This window comes from Rhodoplanes roseus (genome assembly GCF_003258865.1).
GTDB lineage: Bacteria > Pseudomonadota > Alphaproteobacteria > Rhizobiales > Xanthobacteraceae > Rhodoplanes > Rhodoplanes roseus.
Genome location: NZ_NPEX01000122.1, coordinates 1 through 17,128, shown reverse-complemented (window position 1 = coordinate 17,128; position 17,128 = coordinate 1). Strand labels below are relative to the sequence as shown.

The following is a 17,128-nucleotide window of genomic DNA, read 5'->3' as shown; positions in this document are numbered from 1 at the left end:
CCGCGCCCCCTACGCACCGGCGGACGAGGGCCTGGCGCCCGGGCTACTGGCCGCGGCCGCCTTCGATGCGGCAGCGGGTCTGCTCCGGCACGCTCGCCTGCTGGACGAAGGCGGACGCCACGTCCTTGAACATGCTCTGCAGGTCGAGCTCCTGCTGGTAATGGCCGCCGAGCGCGGCGCGGGCCTGCTGGCCGGCGATCGCCAGCACCGGCATGTGGTCGAGCTTGGCGTCGTAGAGACCGGTGATCAGGTGCGTCGCGCCCGGACCGGAGGTCGCGAGGCAGACGCCGATCCGGCCGGTGAACTTGGCGTAGGCCGAGGCCATGAAGGCGGCCATCTCCTCGTGCCGGACCTGGACGAACTCGAAGCGGTCGCCGGCCCGGTCGAGGGCGCCGAGCAGGCCGTTGATGCCGTCTCCCGGATACCCGAAGATCGTCTTGACGCCCCAGGCTTCCAGACGGTCCCACAGGACGTCACCGACCGTCGCGCTCATCACGTGTCCTCTTCGGGTTTCGAGTGTGGGCCGTCACCGGCGGGCGACGGTGTGCGGCCGGGCGCCGAAAGAGCGGGCCTGCTCGACGGCCCGGTGCGGCGCGTGCTGCGGGTGCGGGACTCGTCGCGGCCGCGCCCGCTCACGGCCGACGACGTGCCCGAGCGCGAACGCTCCGGCGAGGGCTCCGAGCAGGCCGAGAAGCGCCCCGCCGCGCAACCATGCGGGATCGAAGGACACGCAGCGGCTCTGCGCCCGCGCGGTGAAGCGGCCGCGGGCGCCGGGATCGCCGGGGGGCGGCTCGAGGAGATTGTCGGGCTGATCCTTCGGACGCGCCTCGGACGTGATCTGGCCGCTGTACCCCTGGGTGGCGAGCAGGCGATCCGCATAGCCCGGCACCAGCATGCCGCCGATGATCGCCTTCACGGCCGAGACCCCGAGCCAGACCTCGCGCGTCGGCCGCCCGGCGGCGCGCACGATCTCGCGCGCGATCGCGTCCGGCTGAAAGATCGGCGGCACCGGCTGGACCTTGGTCGGCAGCCGGTTGCGGGCCCAGTCGAACTGGGGCGTGTTGACGGCCGGGAGCTGCACCATGGTGAGCCGGATGCGGCTCTTGTCGTGGAGAAGCTCGCTGCGCAGCGCATCCGTGAAGCCGCGGATCGCGAACTTCGCCCCGCAATAGGCGGACTGCAACGGGATCGCCCGGTAGCTGAGCGCCGATCCGACCTGGACGATGGTGCCGCGATCACGCGGGCGCATCCGCGCGAGCGCCGCCAGCGTGCCGTGGACATAGCCGAGATACGTCACCTCGGTGACGCGGCGGAACTCGTCGGCCGAGATGTCGTGCACGGGCGCGAAGATGGTGACCATGGCGACGTTGACCCACACGTCGATGGGCCCGAGCTCGCGCTCGATCCGGTCGGCCGCCGCTTCGACCGCCGCGGCGTCGGCGACGTCGAGAGGCAGGACCAGCGTGTTGGCGCCCTGCGCCCGGACCTCGCGCGCCGCCGCCTCCAGACGGTCCCGCCCGCGGGCGACGAGCGCCACGTCGTACCCGGCCCGCGCGAATGCGACCGCGGTGGCTCGGCCCACGCCGGCCCCGGCTCCGGTGATCACGACGATCCGAGCCATGTGCGAATTGCTCCTGTTGAAAGCGGAGAGGTGGCCGGCGGGGGATGCGGGTGCGATCCGGCACGACCGGGGGCTTGCCTCTTCTTCTTGCTTCGCGTCCGGACGACCACCGCTCCTTCTCTCCCGGACAACCATCGCGGCGCGGCATCGTTCGTCACGGAGGCGAGGTTTTCTGAAGGACGACCGGCTTTTGTACGGTGGAGAACACTCCGCACGCCGTCGGCGGGAGGAGCTGGCCACGAGATCAGGCGGTCACGGCCGGACGAGGGGAGGAGCGTCCCGGTTCCGAGTGTCGCGTCATGGAGCGCGAGGGCCCGGATCAGGAACTCCGGTCACAGGCCCGGCGTTCGCCCAGCGGGGTCGCCTCTGACCGGGGCACGTGGCGTAGCCCGAGACCCGCCCCGCGACGAGGACGCCATGGCGCAGCAGCACGAGCGGAGAGCCGCGACGAGGGACCGTTCGGGTCCGGCCGGCCGTTGACGCTTCGTCAGGGCGGTGGCCAGCGGTCTCTTTCGGACGAAGGAGACCGCCTCACCGGTCACCGGGAGGGAGGAGCGCTCATGGCGGAGGCGCAAGACGATTCCTCGGGGCATCCGACCGCGGCGATGACCCGCCGCGAGACCGAGGACGTGGAGGAGCGCTCCAGCCCGCGCTCGCCGGTGATCTACGAGGTGGTGAGGCGGCACGGCGAGGAGGAGATGGTCCGGCCGGCCGTCTCGCTGTGGTGGTCGGGTTTCGCGGCGGGCCTGTCGATCAGCTTCTCGCTGCTGTCCCAGGCCCTCCTCACCGAGCATCTGCCGGATGCGCCGTGGCGGCCGCTCGTCACGAGCTTCGGCTACAGCGTCGGATTCCTGATCGTCGTGCTGGCCCGGCAGCAGCTCTTCACCGAGAACACCATCACGATCGTCCTGCCCGTGATGGCCGGACGGCGCTGGCGGGGCGTCGGCCGTCTGGCCCGCGTGTGGGCGATCGTGCTCGCCGCCAATCTCACCGGGACCCTGTTCGCGGCGGTCTTCTGCACGGTGACGCCGGTGGTCGACCAGGATCTGCGCAACGCCATGCTGGAGATCAGCCGGCACATGATGGAGAACGACTGGCCGCAGATGTTCTTCAAGGGCATCGCGTCCGGGTTTCTGATCGCCACCATGGTCTGGCTGATTCCGAGCGCCGGCGGCAGCCAGTTCCACGTGATCACCCTGATGACGTGGCTGATCGCCGTCGGCGAATACACCCATATCGTCGCGGGGAGCATGGAAGCCTTCCTGCTGGTCATGAACGGAGAGCTCGAGCTCTGGCGGATGGTCGTCGACTTCACGGTGCCGGTGCTGCTCGGCAACGTCTTCGGGGGAACGGCGCTGTTCGCGCTCATCGCCTATGCCCAGGTGATGAAGGAGCTCGAGCCGTGACGGGAGCCGTGTCTCCGAGCAGCACCGGCTTGCGCCGGCGGGAGTGGACCATCGATGCTGTCGACCATCGAGATCGCCGCCCTTCTTGTGGTGCTCACCGCCGCACTCGGCTGGATCAACCATGTCGCGATCGGCCTGCCGCACACCATCGGGCTGCTGCTCATGGGCCTCGCGGCGTCCTTGATCCTGGTCGGCGTCGAGGTCGCGGTTCCGGACATCCACGTCTACGAGGATCTCGGCGGCCTGTTACGGCGCATCGACTTCAAGGAGACGGTCCTCAACGGCTTCCTGGCATTCCTCTTGTTCGCCGGAGCGTTGCACGTCGACGTCTCGCTGCTGCGCCGGCGCGCCTGGGCGGTGGGCTCGATCGCGACGGTCGGCGTGCTGATCTCGACGGCCGTGGTGGGGTTCGGCCTGTGGCTCGTCGCGGGTCTCCTCGGGCTGGCGATTCCGTTGGCCTGGGCCCTGGTGTTCGGGGCACTGATCAGCCCGACCGACCCGGTCGCGGTGCTCTCGACGCTCAAGTCCGTGAAGGTGCCGGAGACGCTCGAGCTCGACATGTCCGGCGAGTCGCTGTTCAACGACGGCGTCGGCGTCGTCGTGTTCACGGTGGTGGTGGCGGTCGCGGCCGGAACCGGTGAGACCGGGGCGGCCGAGCCGCTCCATATCGCCCGGCTGTTCTTCGTCGAGGCGCTGGGCGGCGCCGTGCTGGGCCTGTGCACCGGCTGGGTCGCCTATCGGGCGATGCGACGGATCGACAACTATCCCCTGGAGACGCTGATCTCGATCGCGCTGGCGATCGGCACCTATGTGGCGGCGGCGCGGCTGCACACCAGCGGGCCGATCGCCGTCGTCGTCTCCGGCATCCTGATCGGCAATCGCGGCCCGAACGACGCGATGAGCGAGCTGACCGAGCGCTACGTGTTCGGCTTCTGGCAACTCGTCGACGAAATTCTGAACTCGATCCTGTTTCTGCTGATCGGCTTGGAGGTCCTGGTGCTGGGCTTCACCCGCGATCTCGTGCCGCTGGCGCTCGCCGCGATCCCGCTGGCGCTGCTCGCTCGCTTCGTCGCGGTCGGCGGTCCCGTCCTGGCGCTGCGGCATCGGCAGCATTTCGTCGCGGGCACGGTGCCGGTGCTGACCTGGGGCGGGCTGCGCGGCGGCATCTCGATCGCGCTCGCCTTGTCGCTGCCCGACGTCCCGGAGAAGCCGGCCCTGCTCGCCGCCACCTATGCCGTGGTGGTGTTCACCATCGTGGTGCAGGGGCTGACGCTGCGCGCCGTGGTGCGCAGGGCCGTCGCACCCGGCGGTGCGGAGTGAGACGCGCGCGCTCTCGTCGGTCAGCGTCGGAGCATGCGGCGGCACGGTCGTGCTCGTCGCCGGCGCGGTCCTCCCGGCCTCGGCCGCTGCACGCCCGGGGTCAGACGATCGCCCGCCGGCGTCCGGCTCGGGCTGCGTCGGCGGCCCCCGGGGCGAGGCCGCATGCGACCAGGCCGAGCGCCGCCGCCATGTAGACGAGCCCCATCGGGACCCACATGATCAGGCCGGCGAGCTGCTGGTCGGCCAGCGGCGACAGGCCGAAGGCGAGCGCCCCGGGCGCCATCAGCGGGAACCACAGGCCGGACGAGAAGGTGAGCAGCGCGCCAAGCATCCCTGTGTGCATCAGGGTGGTGAGCAGCACTGGCGTGGCCGCCAGGGCGGTGCCGGCATCGCCCCGCGCAGCGACCAGGATGCTGCGCCAGAACACCAGCGAGACCCCCACAAGGGTGGCGAGCATCACGAGATGCAGCGCGCCGTCGCGCAACGCCGCCTCGTAGAGGCGCGGCACGTGCCAGAACCAGATGGCGGCCCCGTAGGCCAGCCCGGCGCCGGCGGGCCGCGCGAGCCACGCCCAGGTCGCGCCGCGGCGGGTCGGCGCGGGCGCGCCGCGCGACCACACGCCCTCCGCCCCGAGCAGCAGGAGGGGCGGGGCCAGCGCCACCAGGATCACGTGCTGCACCATGTGGGCCCAGGCGAGGTTTGCGGCGAGCCGGCACAGCGGCGACACCACGGCCACGGCGAGCAGGAGCCATCCTGCGGCGAACAGCCCGGCCCGCCAGGCCGGCGGCGCAGCGCCCTCCCGTCGCCGCGCCACGACGGCCGACAGGTAGAGCGCCGGCAGGATCAGCACCGGCAGCAGCGTCGCCGGCGCGAGGCTCCAGGCGGACGAGACCGTGGCCGGCGTCACGGCGGTCACGCCGGCAAGGCAGAGCGCGAGCAGGGGCTCGGCCGGCCCGGCGAACGATCCGGGCTGGGCGGCGAGGGCGGCGCCGGCCGATCCGGCCGCCGTCATCGTGAGGATCACCCGGGAGGGCCGCATCACGTCACCTCGTGCACACGCGCCGATCGTCGGCGCCGGAAGTCCGGTCCACAGGATGGCGACGAAGCCGACCGTGGCGGCGCTGCCGGAGACATAACGCCGGAAGCCGCGCGACGGTGCCGCCGGCTCGCTCGATGCCGGCCGCTGCCGCTGCCGCTGCCGCAGCCGATCACCGCGACGAACAGCACGACGAGACCGCCGTTCATTTTGTGCGGATGCGCTCTTCCGGCTCGCGCAGCATGGGCCGGCGCCAGTGCGGCTCCTTCGGCAGCGGGACGCGCCACACCTCACGGTGCGGGTGAAGCTGCGCTGCAGCACAGGCGTGCAGGCCGGATCGAGCGGAGCCAGCGGACAATATCGTGAAAACAGAGAAATGGTCGGAGCGGAGAGATTTGAACTCTCGACCCCCAGTCCCCCAGACTGGTGCGCTAACCGGGCTGCGCTACGCTCCGAGCGGCGGGACTATAGTGATGCGGGATCGGGGGCGCAACCGGTTCGGGGGACGGTTTCGGCTCCGGCGGGGCGGCTCTGCGCCGCGGAGGCCTGCGCGGCGGGGGACCTGCGGCGGCGGAGCATCCCCTTGCGCGAAAACGGGAATTATCGTCGGGACGCGGGCCGTGGGCCTCACGCCCGGGAAAGCCGCTCGGGCTGGCCCTGGGAGAGGCGGGCCGCGATGGCGAGGCCCCAGACCAGGCCCATGAGCAGGAAATAGTGGCGCCAGTGGAGGACGTCGATGATGTAGCTCTCGCCGGCGACGCCGACGAAGGTGGCGTAGACGGCGATCGTCCGGCTCTGCACCGGCGAGATCGTGAACACCGCCTTCAGGCCGACCGCCAGCGTGGTCAGCACCAGGCCGACGAAGGCGACGCCGCCGAGCCAGCCGCCCGACGCGAAGGCGGCCAGGAACGAGTTGTGCGGGTCCTCGGGGAAGTATTTCGCGAACTGCAGCGGGCCGATGCCGAACGGATTGTCGAGCATCAGCATGGCGCCGAGGATGTGGCGGCCGAAGCGGCCGGTGTGGCCGGCGTCGTAGTCCTGCACCAGCGCGGCGCGCTGGGCGAACAGGTCGGCGACCTGCGGGATCGACAGGAGCGCCGCCACCAGCAGCGCCACCGCGATGCAGCCGAGCGCCGCGAACACGACGATGCGCAGCCGGTCGCCGGTCGACGCGCGGGTCAGGTAGGAGAGGCCGAGAAACAGCACGGCCGAGAAGGCGAAATGCCCCCACGCGCCGCGCGAGAAGCTGAGCAGGAAGCCGCCGGCCAGGATCAGCAGCATCACGGTCGCCACCATCTGCTGGCGCAGCCGCCCGAAGGTGAGCCGGCCGAGCACGATCAGGCCCGGCAGCACCAGGAACGGGCCGAACACGTTGGGGTCCTTGAAGGTCGCCTTGGCGCGGCCGTAGAGCAGGAACGAGTCGGCGCTCGGGATCGCGTGGAAATAGGCCAGGATGCCGATCAGGCTGACCACCACGGCGGCCAGGACGTAGCCGCCCATCAGGGCGTCGAAGCGGCGCACCGAATCGTCGGCGAGCGCCACGGCGAAGAACAGCGTTGTGAGGCCGAGGAAGTAGGAGACGAAGGTCCACACCGCGATGCCGGGCTCGGAAATCACCTGGGTGGCGCCGATGGCGATGCCGATGTTGAACAGCACCATCAGGAACACGAGCGGCAGATGCGCCGGGCGCAGCGTCAGCCCGCTGACCGCGAAGGCCGCCATGGCGAGCGCACCGACCAGCTCGTAGGGGGCCGGCTCGATCATCACGAAGCCGCCCGAGAAGCCGAGCAGCCACAGCAGGCGAAGCTGCAGCCGCTCGATGAAGACGGGCGTACGCACCGCCGGCCGCGTCACGCCGGAGCGCCGGGCGGAAAAGTCCGGCGGCGCCGGCAGCGACGGGTCGGCCGCGCTCAATAGGCGTTCTCGGTCTTCAGCAGCGCGAAGGGCGTGCGCAACAGGATGTAGAGGTCGAACAGCAGCGACCAGTTCTCGATGTAGTAGAGGTCGTGCTCGACGCGCTGCTGCAGCTTCTCGGGCGTGTCGAGCTCGCCGCGCCAGCCGTTGATCTGGGCCCAGCCGGTGATGCCGGGCTTCACCCGGTGGCGGGCGAAATAGCCGTCGACGACGTCGTCCCACAGCTTGGTCGACAGCGGCGCGTGGATGGCGTGCGGCCGCGGGCCGACCAGCGAGAGGTCGCCGCGCAGCACGTTGAGGAGCTGCGGCAGCTCGTCGATCGAGGTCTTGCGGATGAACCGGCCGACCCCGGTGACGCGGTTGTCGCCCTTGGTGACCACCCGCTTGGCGTCGGGATCGGAGTGCTCGTGATACAGCGAGCGGAACTTGAAGACCTCGATCACCTCGTTGTTGAAGCCGAGGCGGCGCTGCTTGAAGAACACCGGCCCGCGGCTGTCGAGCTTGATGGCCAGCGCGGTGACGATCATCACGGGCGAGATCGCCAGCAGGATCAGGAAGGCGGCGACGCGGTCGAACACCGACTTGATCACCAGGTTCCAGTCGGCGATCGGCTTGTCGAAGATGTCGAGGACCGGGATGTTGCCGATATAGGAGTAGGCGCGCGGCCGGAAGCGGAGCTGGTTCATGTGGGCGGCGAGCCGCACGTCGACCGGCAGCACCCACAGCTTGCGCGCCATCTGCAGCACCCGCTCTTCCGCCGTGAGCGGCAGCGAGACGAGGATCAGGTCGACGCGGGTCCGTCGGGTGAACTCGACGAGGTCGTCGACGGTGCCGAGCTTCGGCACGCCGGCCACCACCGAGGGCGAGCGGTCGTCGCTGCGGTCGTCGAACACGCCGCAGATGCGCAGGTCGGAATGCGCCTCGGCCGAGATGGCCCGCACCAGCGCCTCGCCCTCGCGGCCGCCGCCGACGACGACGACGCGGCGGATCAGCCGGCCCTGGTCGGCCCAGTGCCGCACCAGCCAGCCGAGGCCGAGCCGCCAGGCGAACAGCACGCCGAGGCCGGTGACGTACCAGCCGGCCGTCCAGGCGCGCGAGAAGCTGTACTCGTACTTGGCGAAGAACGAGAGCGCGAGCGCCAGCAGGAACACCAGCGTCCAGGCCAGCCCCATCCGGCCGAGCTGATAGACGTGCGAGCGGAACGCCGCCACGCTGTAGACGTCGACCACCTGGAAGGCGATCACGGCGGCCGCCGCGACGGAGAGCTCGACGACGAAGTAGATCGGCTGGAAGCCCTCGGTCGGATACAGCCACACGGCATGGACGAGGGCGCCGGTGAGGACGATCAGCACGAACTCGATGATGCGGGCGACGCCGGTCAGCACCACGGGCGACACGGCCCTGGCGATCGGCTCCTCGGCGATCTTGCGGGCCAGCGGCCCGAGCTCGCGCGGGACCGCCGAATGGCTCCCGGGCCGGCCGGGCAGGGGATCGTTCATCGGTGGAACGGCGATCGCCATGGTGCTCTCCGGGGGGCTGCGGAGTCGGCCGCCCCTGCGCGCTGGGCAGCGCGGCGGGACGACCCTGACTCAGGCTTACTCAAAAACGGACATGAACGCGTAAACGTCGACGCTCCGACGCCGGCATTCACGCGGTCTGGTAAATGACGGCTAGACCGCGGGCGAGCCGATCAGGGCACGCCGATCAGCGGCGCTCCGGCCACGGCGAAGCCGCGTCCGAGGAGCATCCGCGCCAGCGGCTCGCTGGCGGAGGCGCCGCTCGCCGCCGGTCCGCGCGCCCGGGTCTTGCTCGCGAGCCACTTGCTAGCAAGAATCTCCCGATAAAGCTCGTCGACATGACGCTGCATCGCGTCAATGTGAAAACGCGGCCGCAGCCAGTCGAGCCGCGCGGCGGCGTCGATCTGGGCCCGCACCGGGTCGGCCAGCAGGGCCTCGAGCGTGACGGCGAGCGCGTCGGGGTCGCCGGGCGGCACCAGCTCGCCGGCGCGCGGCCCGAAGATCTCCGGGATGCCGCCGACCCGGGTGGCGGCGATGGGCAGGCCGGCCGCGATCGCCTCCAGCACGATGTAGGGCATGGACTCGGCCCGCGACGGCACCACCACGGTGCGGCCGAACGCGAAGGCGTGCCGGGTCGGGGCGGGGTCGTGGAACGTCACCCGGTCGGCGATGCCGAGCGACACGGCGAGCGCCTGGTAGCGGGCGCGGCCCTCGTCCTCGGCCTGGCCGAACAGATGCGCGGTGGCGCGGCGCCCGAAGCGGGTCTCCAGCCGGGCGATCGCCTCGAGGAAGACGTCGATTCCCTTGAGGTCGCGATACATGCCGAGGAACAGCAGGTCGCGGGCGTCCTCGCGCGGGATCACCGGCTCGAACTCCGCCTCGCGCAGGCCGTTGTGGATCACCACGGCGCGGCAGCGCGGGATGCCGATCTTCTGCCGGTAGGTCTCCGCCTCGTAGGCGCTGACATGGACGAGCGCGTCGGTGACCCGCTCCAGCGCCCGCTCGATGGCGAAATAGAAGCGCCCCTCGAGCGAATGGGCGGCGTAATGCAGGCTGCCGCCGTGCGGGGCGTAGAGGCAGGCGATCGGCCGCTCGCGGCCCAGCCAGGCGCCGATCAGCCGGCCGTAGACCCCGCCCTTGGCGCCGTGACAGTGGATCACGTCGGGGGCGAGGATCTGGACGTGGCGGGTCAACCGCATCAGCGCGCCGATGTCGGCCGGCGAGACGTCGCGCCGCATCGGCAGCCGGGTGGCGCCGAGCTCCAGCAGGCCCGAGACGGCGGCGATGGCCTCGGCCTCGAATCGACCGCCGGTGCGCGAATCGCAGACGATCCCGACCGTGTGGCCGGCCGCGCTCTGGGCGGTGGCGAGATCGCAGACGTGCCGGAAGATACCCCCGATCGGCGCACGCACGACGTGCACGATTCTCAAGCGAACCGGCACGTCCATCAACGACATCCTCCGCGGCTTCGGGCATGGATCGAAGGGCGGCCGACAGGTAGCGGACCCGCCGGCGGAACGGAACCCGCGGCGAATTCAGGACAGTCGAAACCCTCTGTCAAGGTTAAGCCTCGGTTGCGCCGCAGTGTGAGGGGAGGTGACGATTAACCCGCCGGCAACCATAATAGAGTGTAATCGCTCCGCTTGCGTAGTCTTTGCGGGTGTGGAGTGGCGACGATGGCGTTCGGATCGGACGGTGGTGCCATCGACCAGCGTGTCGGGGAACTCGACATGCGGTCGATCGGTCGCGCCTTGTGGCGGCGCAAATGGATGATCGTCGCGCCGACCGTGCTGGTCGCGCTGCTGGCGGCCGTCGCCGTGAACCTGATGACGCCCCGCTACAAGTCGGAGGCGCGTCTCCTCTATGAAGGCCGCGAGAACGTCTTCCTGCGGCCCGAGGCCGACCGCAACAGCATGGACCGCAGCGCCGCCGACCAGGAGGCGATGACCAGCCAGGTGCAGCTCGTGCTGTCGCGCGAGCTGGCCAGCCAGGTGATCGCCGAGCTGAAGCTCGCCGAGCGGCCGGAGTTCGACCCGCTGATCGAGGGCCTGTCGCCGCTCAAGCGCGTCACGGTGGCGCTCGGCATCTCGCGCGATCCGTACCGGATGTCGGCCGAGGAGCGGGTGCTCGACGCGTATTACGAGCGCCTCACCGCCTATGCGGTGGACAAGTCGCGGGTGATCACGCTGGAGTTCCAGTCCTACGATCCGGTGCTGGCGGCGCGCGTCGCCAACGCCATCGCGCAGGGCTATCTCAAGCTGCAGCAGGGCAACAAGCAGGAGGAGATGCAGGCGGCGAGCCGCTGGCTCTCCGGCGAGATCGAGCGGCTGCGCCGCGAGGTCGCGGAGGCGGAGGCCCGCTCCGAGGAGTTCCGCTCGCGCTCGAACCTGTTCGTCGGCACCAACAACACGACCCTGTCGAACCAGCAGCTCGGCGAGTTCAACACCCAGCTCGGCGCGGCCCGCGCCCGCAAGGCGGATCTGGAGACGCGGGCGCGCCTGCTGCGCGACATGCTGCGCCGGGGCGACGCCATCGAGGCCTCCGAGATCGCCAATTCCGAGTTCATCCGCAGGCTCTCCGAGCAGCGCGTGGCGCTGCGCGCCCAGCTCGCCGAGCAGTACTCGACGCTGCTCGACAACCACCCGCGCATCAAGGAGCTGAAGGCGCAGATCTCCGATTACGACCGGCAGATCCGCTCCGAGGCCGAGAAGCTCATCCGCACGCTGGAGAACGACGCCAAGGAGGCGGCCGAGCGGGTCACCAAGCTGAGCAGCGAGCTCGACAATCTGAAGCGCCAGGCGGCGACCAGCAACGAGGACGACGTGCGGCTGCGCGCCTTCGAGCGCGACGCCAAGTCGAAGCGCGACCTGCTGGAGAACTATCTCGGCAAGTACCGCGAGGCGTCGGCCCGCGAGAGCATCGGCTCGGCCCCGGCCGACGCCCGCATCATCTCGCGCGCCATCGTGTCCAACACGCCGTTCTTCCCCAAGAAGATGCCGATCATCCTGGTCGCGACGCTGGCCACCTTCTTCGTGTGCGCCGGCATCGTCACGGCCGGCGAGCTGATGCGCGCCGCCGCCCCGGTGCCGGCCGGCCTGCCGCAGCCCGAGCCCCTCTATCGCGAGCCGGCCATGCATCGCGAGCCGACCGTTCGTCGCGACGCGACCGTGATGGCGCCGCCGCCGGTGCGCCGCGAGGCGCTGGAGGAGCCGGCGCGTCCCGGCCGCCGCCTCTTCGGACGGACCCTGTGGGCCGAGCGGACCCCCCCCGCCATCCCGTCGCTGCCGCCCCAGACGGCGCATCAGGACGAGACGTCCGACGCGCGCCCAGCCGAGCCCATCGATCTGGACGAGGCCCCGCCGCACGGCACCGTCGAGGCGCCGGCGACCGCCGCCGCCCAGTCGGTCGAGCCGGAGGCTTTTGCGAGCGGCGAGCCGCTCCGGGACGAGCCCCTCCCGGACGAGCCGCTCCGGGACGAGCCGCTCCAGGACGGAAGTGTGGCGGACGTGGTCGCCCACGACACGGAGCAGGACGGCACGACCCTGTCGTCGATCGACGAATTGGCGCGCCGGCTTCGCGAGGGCGCGATCGGCCGCCAGGTGGCGGTGTTCGGCACGGCGCCGGACGGCCGCACCACCCAGGCCGCCGCCGCGGTGGCCCGGCTGCTCGCCCGCGACGAGCTCGTCGTGCTGGTGCGGCTCGGCGCCGAGCCGGCCGGCGCCACCGGACCGGCGATCGGCGGCGACGGCCCCGGCGTCACCGACATGATCCGGGGCGAGGCGACGTTCGGCGAGATCATCGCGCGCGACAAGCTGTCCCGCGCCCATGTGGTGCCGCGCGGCCGCGGCGACGCCGACACCGGCGCGCTGCTCGCCTCGCTGCGCTTCGTCACCATGATCGACGCGCTGGCCCGCACCTACGACCACGTGATCATCGATGTCGGTGCGTTCGACGCGGTGGCGGCCGACCAGATGGCCGAGCTGGCCTCCGGCGGCGTGCTGGTGGTGCCGGAGACCTCCGACCCGATCGCCGGCGTCGCCCGCGACAGTCTCGCCGCGGCCGGCTACGGCGACGACCTGATCGTCCTGGCGGGCGCCCCGCTGGTCGCCCCGACGCCCCAGCCCGAGGCGGCGTGAGGGGGAGGCGCGTCAGGGTAACGCCAGCCTCTCCGTTGTCGTGCTCCGCGCAGGCGAGGGCTTTTCAGAAATCCGTCATTCCGGGGCGCGCCTAAGGCGCGAACCCGGAATCCAGCGCCGAACTCGGCATTCGCGGCTGGATTCCGGGTCCGGCGCGAACGCGCCGTCCCGGAATGACCAATGACGCAAAGCCCTCGCCTGCGCGGACCACGGCAACCGCTGGCTTTGTGCCGGCGCGGCGGAGTTCGACAGTGCCTTCACCCGCCCCCCGCCGTACCGCGGCGCAGGCGCTGGACCAGCGACATCACCAGAGGGCTCTCCTTGGCGCGGCGCTTGGCGGCGGCCATGGTGGCGAGCGCCACGGCGACGGCGCGGCCGCGCAGCGACACACCGACGACGCTGTCGAACAGGTTCTCCGGCTCGCGGCAGAAGAACGCCTTGTAGGACGCCGCGCCCGGCCCGAGATCGAAGCTTTCGAGCCCGCGCTCGGCGCAGTCGCGCAGGATGTGCGTGATCAGGATCAGCCCCGGGCTCCAGCGGCCGTTCTCGCTGGTCGTGTAGGAGTTGAACATGCACGAGAAGCGGTGCGGGTCGGCGACGCCGCCCATCACGGCGATCACCTCGCCGCCGCCTTCGAGGGCGTGCAGCTCGACGCGCGGCCAGCCTTCGGTGAGGCCGGTGCGGCAGCTCTCGTGCAGGAAGGCGGCGATGCCGGGCTCGGCGAACACGTCCGGGATGCCCTGGACGGCGAAATGCGCGGCCTTCTGGGCCAGGAACGCGTCGAGCACCCGGCCGGCGTCCTCGGCCGTGGCGATGCGGTGATAGCGGTAGCCGTCGAGCTTCTCGAGCTTGCGCTCCTTGGTGCGCAGGCGGCCGCGCATGTCGCGCGTCATCACCGCCCTGAGCACTTCCTCGACCGTGCCGGCCGGGAACGTGACGGCCGGAACGTCGTCCACCGAGGGCTGGCTCGGCAGCGTCGCGAACGGATTGTCGAGGCCGCGCCAGCGCCGTGGCTGGCGCGTGAAGGCGAAGGCGTCGATGCCGTGGCGGCGGCCGGTGCGCACCAGCGCGTCGCGCACCGCGTCGCCCGTCATGGCGGCGGCCGCGTCGGGGCGCCACACGCCCATGTTGAGGCCCGAATGGGTGCCTCCGGGGAAGCGGGCGACCGTGACGGCGCCGCGCGTCACCACGAAGGGCCACAGGAAGGCGGGAGCGCCGCCGCGGTCGCGACCGATCACCACCAGCGGACGCTGGCCGGCCGGGTCGCCGACATGGCGCTGCCACGCGTCGATCCACTCGAAGCGCTGGAACGGGGTCGCGACGGCATTCTGGGCGGCGAGCGCGCGCCAGGCCGGGGCGGCCTCGGCGAGCGTCTCGGCGACCACGAGATCGGCGAACGGCGGCTCGGTGGCCACCGCTGCCCGGGCCGGGGCGGCCGGCGCGGGGTCGTCGGGGGCGGACAGGTCGACGACGCTCATGGGCCCGTCCCGTTCTGTGGGCATGTTGCTGGCGAACGCGCTGGAAACATTGCGGCCGACCTTGGCAAAGAAAAATCAACAAAGCGTTGGTATAGCCGGAAGCGGTAGGGGGCCTCGCCGCCGCGTGCGGCGGATTAACCCCGCCGCCGGACGGGGCTTGGCCTCGCACGGGAAACTTGCGCATCATGCCCGCGCAGATGCGCAGTCGACGCCTCGACGGAACGCAGGACGTGGACCAGTTGAAGCGAGCCATCATACGGTCGGGCCTCGAGGCCCTTTATTTCTCCGGGGCGCACCGGCTGATGCGCCCTTTTCTCGGCGGTGTCGGCGCCATCCTGATGCTGCACCACGTGCGGCCGGCGCGGCCCGACGCGTTCCAGCCCAACCGGCTGCTGGAGATCACGCCCGACTTCCTGGAGCGCGTGGTCGCGCGGCTGCAGCGCATGCAGGTCGATTTCGTCAGCCTCGACGAGGTGCACCGCCGCCTCGCGGAGCGTGACTTCGGCCGCCGCTTCGTCGCCTTCACGTTCGACGACGGCTATCGCGACAACAAGGAGTGGGCCTATCCGATCCTCAAGCGGCACGGCATCCCGTTCGCCATCTACGTGCCGACGAGCTTTCCGGACCGGCTCGGCGAGCTGTGGTGGGCGGCGCTGGAGGCGGTGATCGCCGGCAACAGCGCCATCGTGCTGGAGATGCGCGGCCGCGACTGTCGCGTCGAGTGCGCCACCAGCGCCGAGAAATCCGAGGCGTTCGCGCTGCTCTATGCCTGGCTCCGCGCCATGCCGAGCGACGCCATGATGATGGACGCGGTGCGCGAGCTCGCCGCCCGCTACCGCGTCGACATCGCCGCGATCTGCGATTCCCTGTGCATGAGCTGGGACGAGATCCGCGACATCGCCGCCGACCCGCTGGTCACCATCGGGGCCCACACCGTGAACCACGTGATGCTCGCCAAGGCGTGCGACACGGTGGCGCGCTCCGAGCTGAAGATGGGCTGCGCCGTGCTGGAGACCGCGCTGGGCGCGCCGCCGCGCCATCTCGCCTATCCGTACGGCGACCACACGGCGGCCGGCCCGCGCGAGTTCGCCATCGCGGCCGAGCTCGGCTTCAGGACGGCGGTGACGACCCGTCCGGGCGTGCTCTTCCCGGAGCATGCCGAGACCCTGACGGCGCTGCCGCGCATCTCGATCAACGGCGAGTTCCAGCGCAGCCGCTATATCGACGTGCTGGTGTCGGGCGCCGGTACGGCCCTGTGGAACGGACTGCGCAAGGTCCGGGCCGCGTGAGCGGTCAGCTCTGCCGCGACATGAAGCTGACGATGGGGAGCGCGAAGGGCAGCCAGCCGGCGCCCGCGATGGCGTAATAGGCCATCCGCACCGCCCAGCTGTCGGAGCCGAGGAAGAAGTAGCCGGCCCCGACGGCGAAGAAGCCCCACACCAGGAACAGCGTGAACAGTCCGAGGACGCCGATCATGCGGCGATGGCGGCGTTTCATGGCGTGACCGAGCCGTCGGTTCGAGGGGGCCGCGAGCGGGGCCGAAACGGCCGCCGGACCAGGGCCGGTTGACGATTTGCCGCCCCGGACCCAGGTCTATATGGTCCGACCCGAGCCCGCGCAAGCGGGCCTGACCCCCGGGATCCGCCAGTGTCGTATCGCAGCTTCGTCGCGCTCCGTCTGTGGCTCGTCGCCGTGGCGGCGCTCGTGTTCCTCACCGTGATCGTCGGCGGCGCCACCCGGCTCACCGAATCCGGCCTGTCGATCGTCGAGTGGAAGCCGATCACCGGCTCGCTGCCGCCGCTCTCGGACGGCGCCTGGCAGGCCGAGTTCGACAAGTACAAGGCCATCCCGCAATACGAGATCCTCAACCGCGGCATGGGCCTGCACGACTTCAAGGTGATCTACTGGTGGGAGTGGGGCCACCGCAACGTGGCGCGGCTCACCGGCTTCGTGTTCCTGCTGCCGTTCCTCTGGTTCCTGTGGCGCGGCGCGCTGACGCGGCCGCTCAAGCTCGGTCTCGCCGCGATCTTCGGCCTCGGCGCCGTGCAGGCCGGGGTGGGCTGGTGGATGGTGTCCTCCGGGCTCGCCGACCGCATCTTCGTCTCGCACTACCGGCTCGCCTTCCATCTCACGCTCGCCTGCCTGATCTTCTCCACGCTGGTGTGGACGGCGGCCCGGATCGGGGCGACGTCCGGCGGCACCGCCGTGCCGCTGCGGCTGCGCATCGGCGCGGTCGCGCTCGCCGGCCTGGTGCTGGTGCAGATCTATTTCGGCGCGCTGGTCGCCGGGATGCGAGCCGGCCTCGTCCACAACACCTGGCCGCTGATCGACGGACGGCTGATCCCGAGCACCGGGGATCTGTTCTTCGCCGATCCGCTGTGGATGAACTTCTTCGAGAACACGCTGACCATCCAGTTCACCCACCGGATGATCGGCTACACGCTGGCGCTGGTCGCGGTGCTGCATCTCGCCGACGCGGTCGTGTCGGCCGGCACCCGGCGGGGCGTGCGGGCCGGTGCGCTGGCGTTGGCCGTCGCGATCGTCGCCCAGATCGCCGTCGGCGTCGCGACGCTGCTGGCCCGCGTGCCGATCGACCTCGCGCTGCTGCACCAGGGCACGGCCCTCGTCGTCCTGGCGCTCGCCACCCTGCACGCCGAGCGCCTGACCCGCCCGGGCGCGGTCGCCGCGGCGCCGGCGCCC

General features: G+C 71.1%; 12 protein-coding genes, 1 tRNA gene and 1 pseudogene. 5 read left to right on the top strand and 9 right to left on the bottom strand.

Translation table 11 applies throughout. The features are described from left to right. Window positions 1-61: 61 nt before the first annotated feature. A pseudogene (locus CH341_RS17500) lies at window positions 62-493 on the bottom strand (thiamine pyrophosphate-binding protein); the annotation flags it as partial. A gap of 33 nt (window positions 494-526) precedes the next feature. Further along, entirely contained in the window at window positions 527-1,621 is a 1,095-nt protein-coding gene (locus tag CH341_RS17495; RefSeq protein ID WP_111420285.1) for an SDR family oxidoreductase, read from the bottom strand. Between the two features lie 560 nt (window positions 1,622-2,181). Between CH341_RS17495 and CH341_RS17490 the strand changes: the two genes are divergently transcribed. Continuing rightward, window positions 2,182-3,027 (top strand): formate/nitrite transporter family protein, encoded by an 846-nt coding sequence (locus tag CH341_RS17490; protein ID WP_111420284.1) that lies wholly within the window; start codon window positions 2,182-2,184, stop codon window positions 3,025-3,027. A gap of 54 nt (window positions 3,028-3,081) precedes the next feature. After that, on the top strand, window positions 3,082-4,347 hold the full coding sequence (locus CH341_RS17485) for a cation:proton antiporter (protein WP_210208409.1): 1,266 nt from the start codon (window positions 3,082-3,084) through the stop codon (window positions 4,345-4,347). A gap of 100 nt (window positions 4,348-4,447) precedes the next feature. On the opposite strand, the gene CH341_RS17480 is transcribed toward CH341_RS17485, so the two are convergent. The 5 genes from CH341_RS17480 to CH341_RS17460 all read right to left on the bottom strand — a co-directional run bounded on the left by CH341_RS17480 (window position 4,448) and on the right by CH341_RS17460 (window position 10,262). After that, window positions 4,448-5,386 carry a cytochrome c oxidase assembly protein gene (locus CH341_RS17480; protein ID WP_111420283.1) on the bottom strand — a complete coding sequence of 313 codons (939 nt, stop codon included), beginning with the start codon at window positions 5,384-5,386 and terminating at the stop codon, window positions 4,448-4,450. Between the two features lie 374 nt (window positions 5,387-5,760). After that, window positions 5,761-5,838: transfer RNA gene (locus tag CH341_RS17475), tRNA-Pro, on the bottom strand. Window positions 5,839-6,010: 172 nt separating this feature from the next. Beyond that, on the bottom strand, window positions 6,011-7,297 hold the full coding sequence (locus CH341_RS17470) for an O-antigen ligase family protein (RefSeq protein WP_111420282.1): 1,287 nt from the start codon (window positions 7,295-7,297) through the stop codon (window positions 6,011-6,013). After that, window positions 7,294-8,817 (bottom strand): undecaprenyl-phosphate glucose phosphotransferase, encoded by a 1,524-nt coding sequence (locus tag CH341_RS17465; protein WP_111420281.1) that lies wholly within the window; start codon window positions 8,815-8,817, stop codon window positions 7,294-7,296. The genes CH341_RS17470 and CH341_RS17465 overlap by 4 nt, the downstream gene beginning before the upstream one ends. Before the next feature lie 170 nt (window positions 8,818-8,987). Further along, complete coding sequence (locus CH341_RS17460) at window positions 8,988-10,262, bottom strand: glycosyltransferase family 4 protein (protein WP_111420280.1); 1,275 nt, start codon at window positions 10,260-10,262, stop codon at window positions 8,988-8,990. Window positions 10,263-10,490: 228 nt separating this feature from the next. On the opposite strand from CH341_RS17460, the gene CH341_RS35935 reads away from it, so the two are divergent. Continuing rightward, window positions 10,491-12,950 (top strand): exopolysaccharide transport family protein, encoded by a 2,460-nt coding sequence (locus tag CH341_RS35935; RefSeq protein ID WP_245431115.1) that lies wholly within the window; start codon window positions 10,491-10,493, stop codon window positions 12,948-12,950. Window positions 12,951-13,207: 257 nt separating this feature from the next. On the opposite strand, the gene CH341_RS17450 is transcribed toward CH341_RS35935, so the two are convergent. Continuing rightward, complete coding sequence (locus tag CH341_RS17450) at window positions 13,208-14,428, bottom strand: GNAT family N-acetyltransferase (protein WP_111420279.1); 1,221 nt, start codon at window positions 14,426-14,428, stop codon at window positions 13,208-13,210. Between the two features lie 230 nt (window positions 14,429-14,658). On the opposite strand from CH341_RS17450, the gene CH341_RS17445 reads away from it, so the two are divergent. Then, complete coding sequence (locus CH341_RS17445; protein WP_111420286.1) at window positions 14,659-15,717, top strand: polysaccharide deacetylase family protein; 1,059 nt, start codon at window positions 14,659-14,661, stop codon at window positions 15,715-15,717. 4 nt (window positions 15,718-15,721) lie between these two features. Here CH341_RS17445 and CH341_RS17440 read toward each other — a convergent pair whose 3' ends face one another. Beyond that, window positions 15,722-15,925, bottom strand: a complete 204-nt coding sequence (locus tag CH341_RS17440) for a DUF2842 domain-containing protein (RefSeq protein ID WP_111420278.1) — start codon at window positions 15,923-15,925, stop codon at window positions 15,722-15,724. Window positions 15,926-16,075: 150 nt separating this feature from the next. On the opposite strand from CH341_RS17440, the gene CH341_RS17435 reads away from it, so the two are divergent. Beyond that, a partial coding sequence (locus CH341_RS17435; RefSeq protein ID WP_111420277.1) for a COX15/CtaA family protein occupies window positions 16,076-17,128 on the top strand: 1,053 nt, incomplete at its 3' end.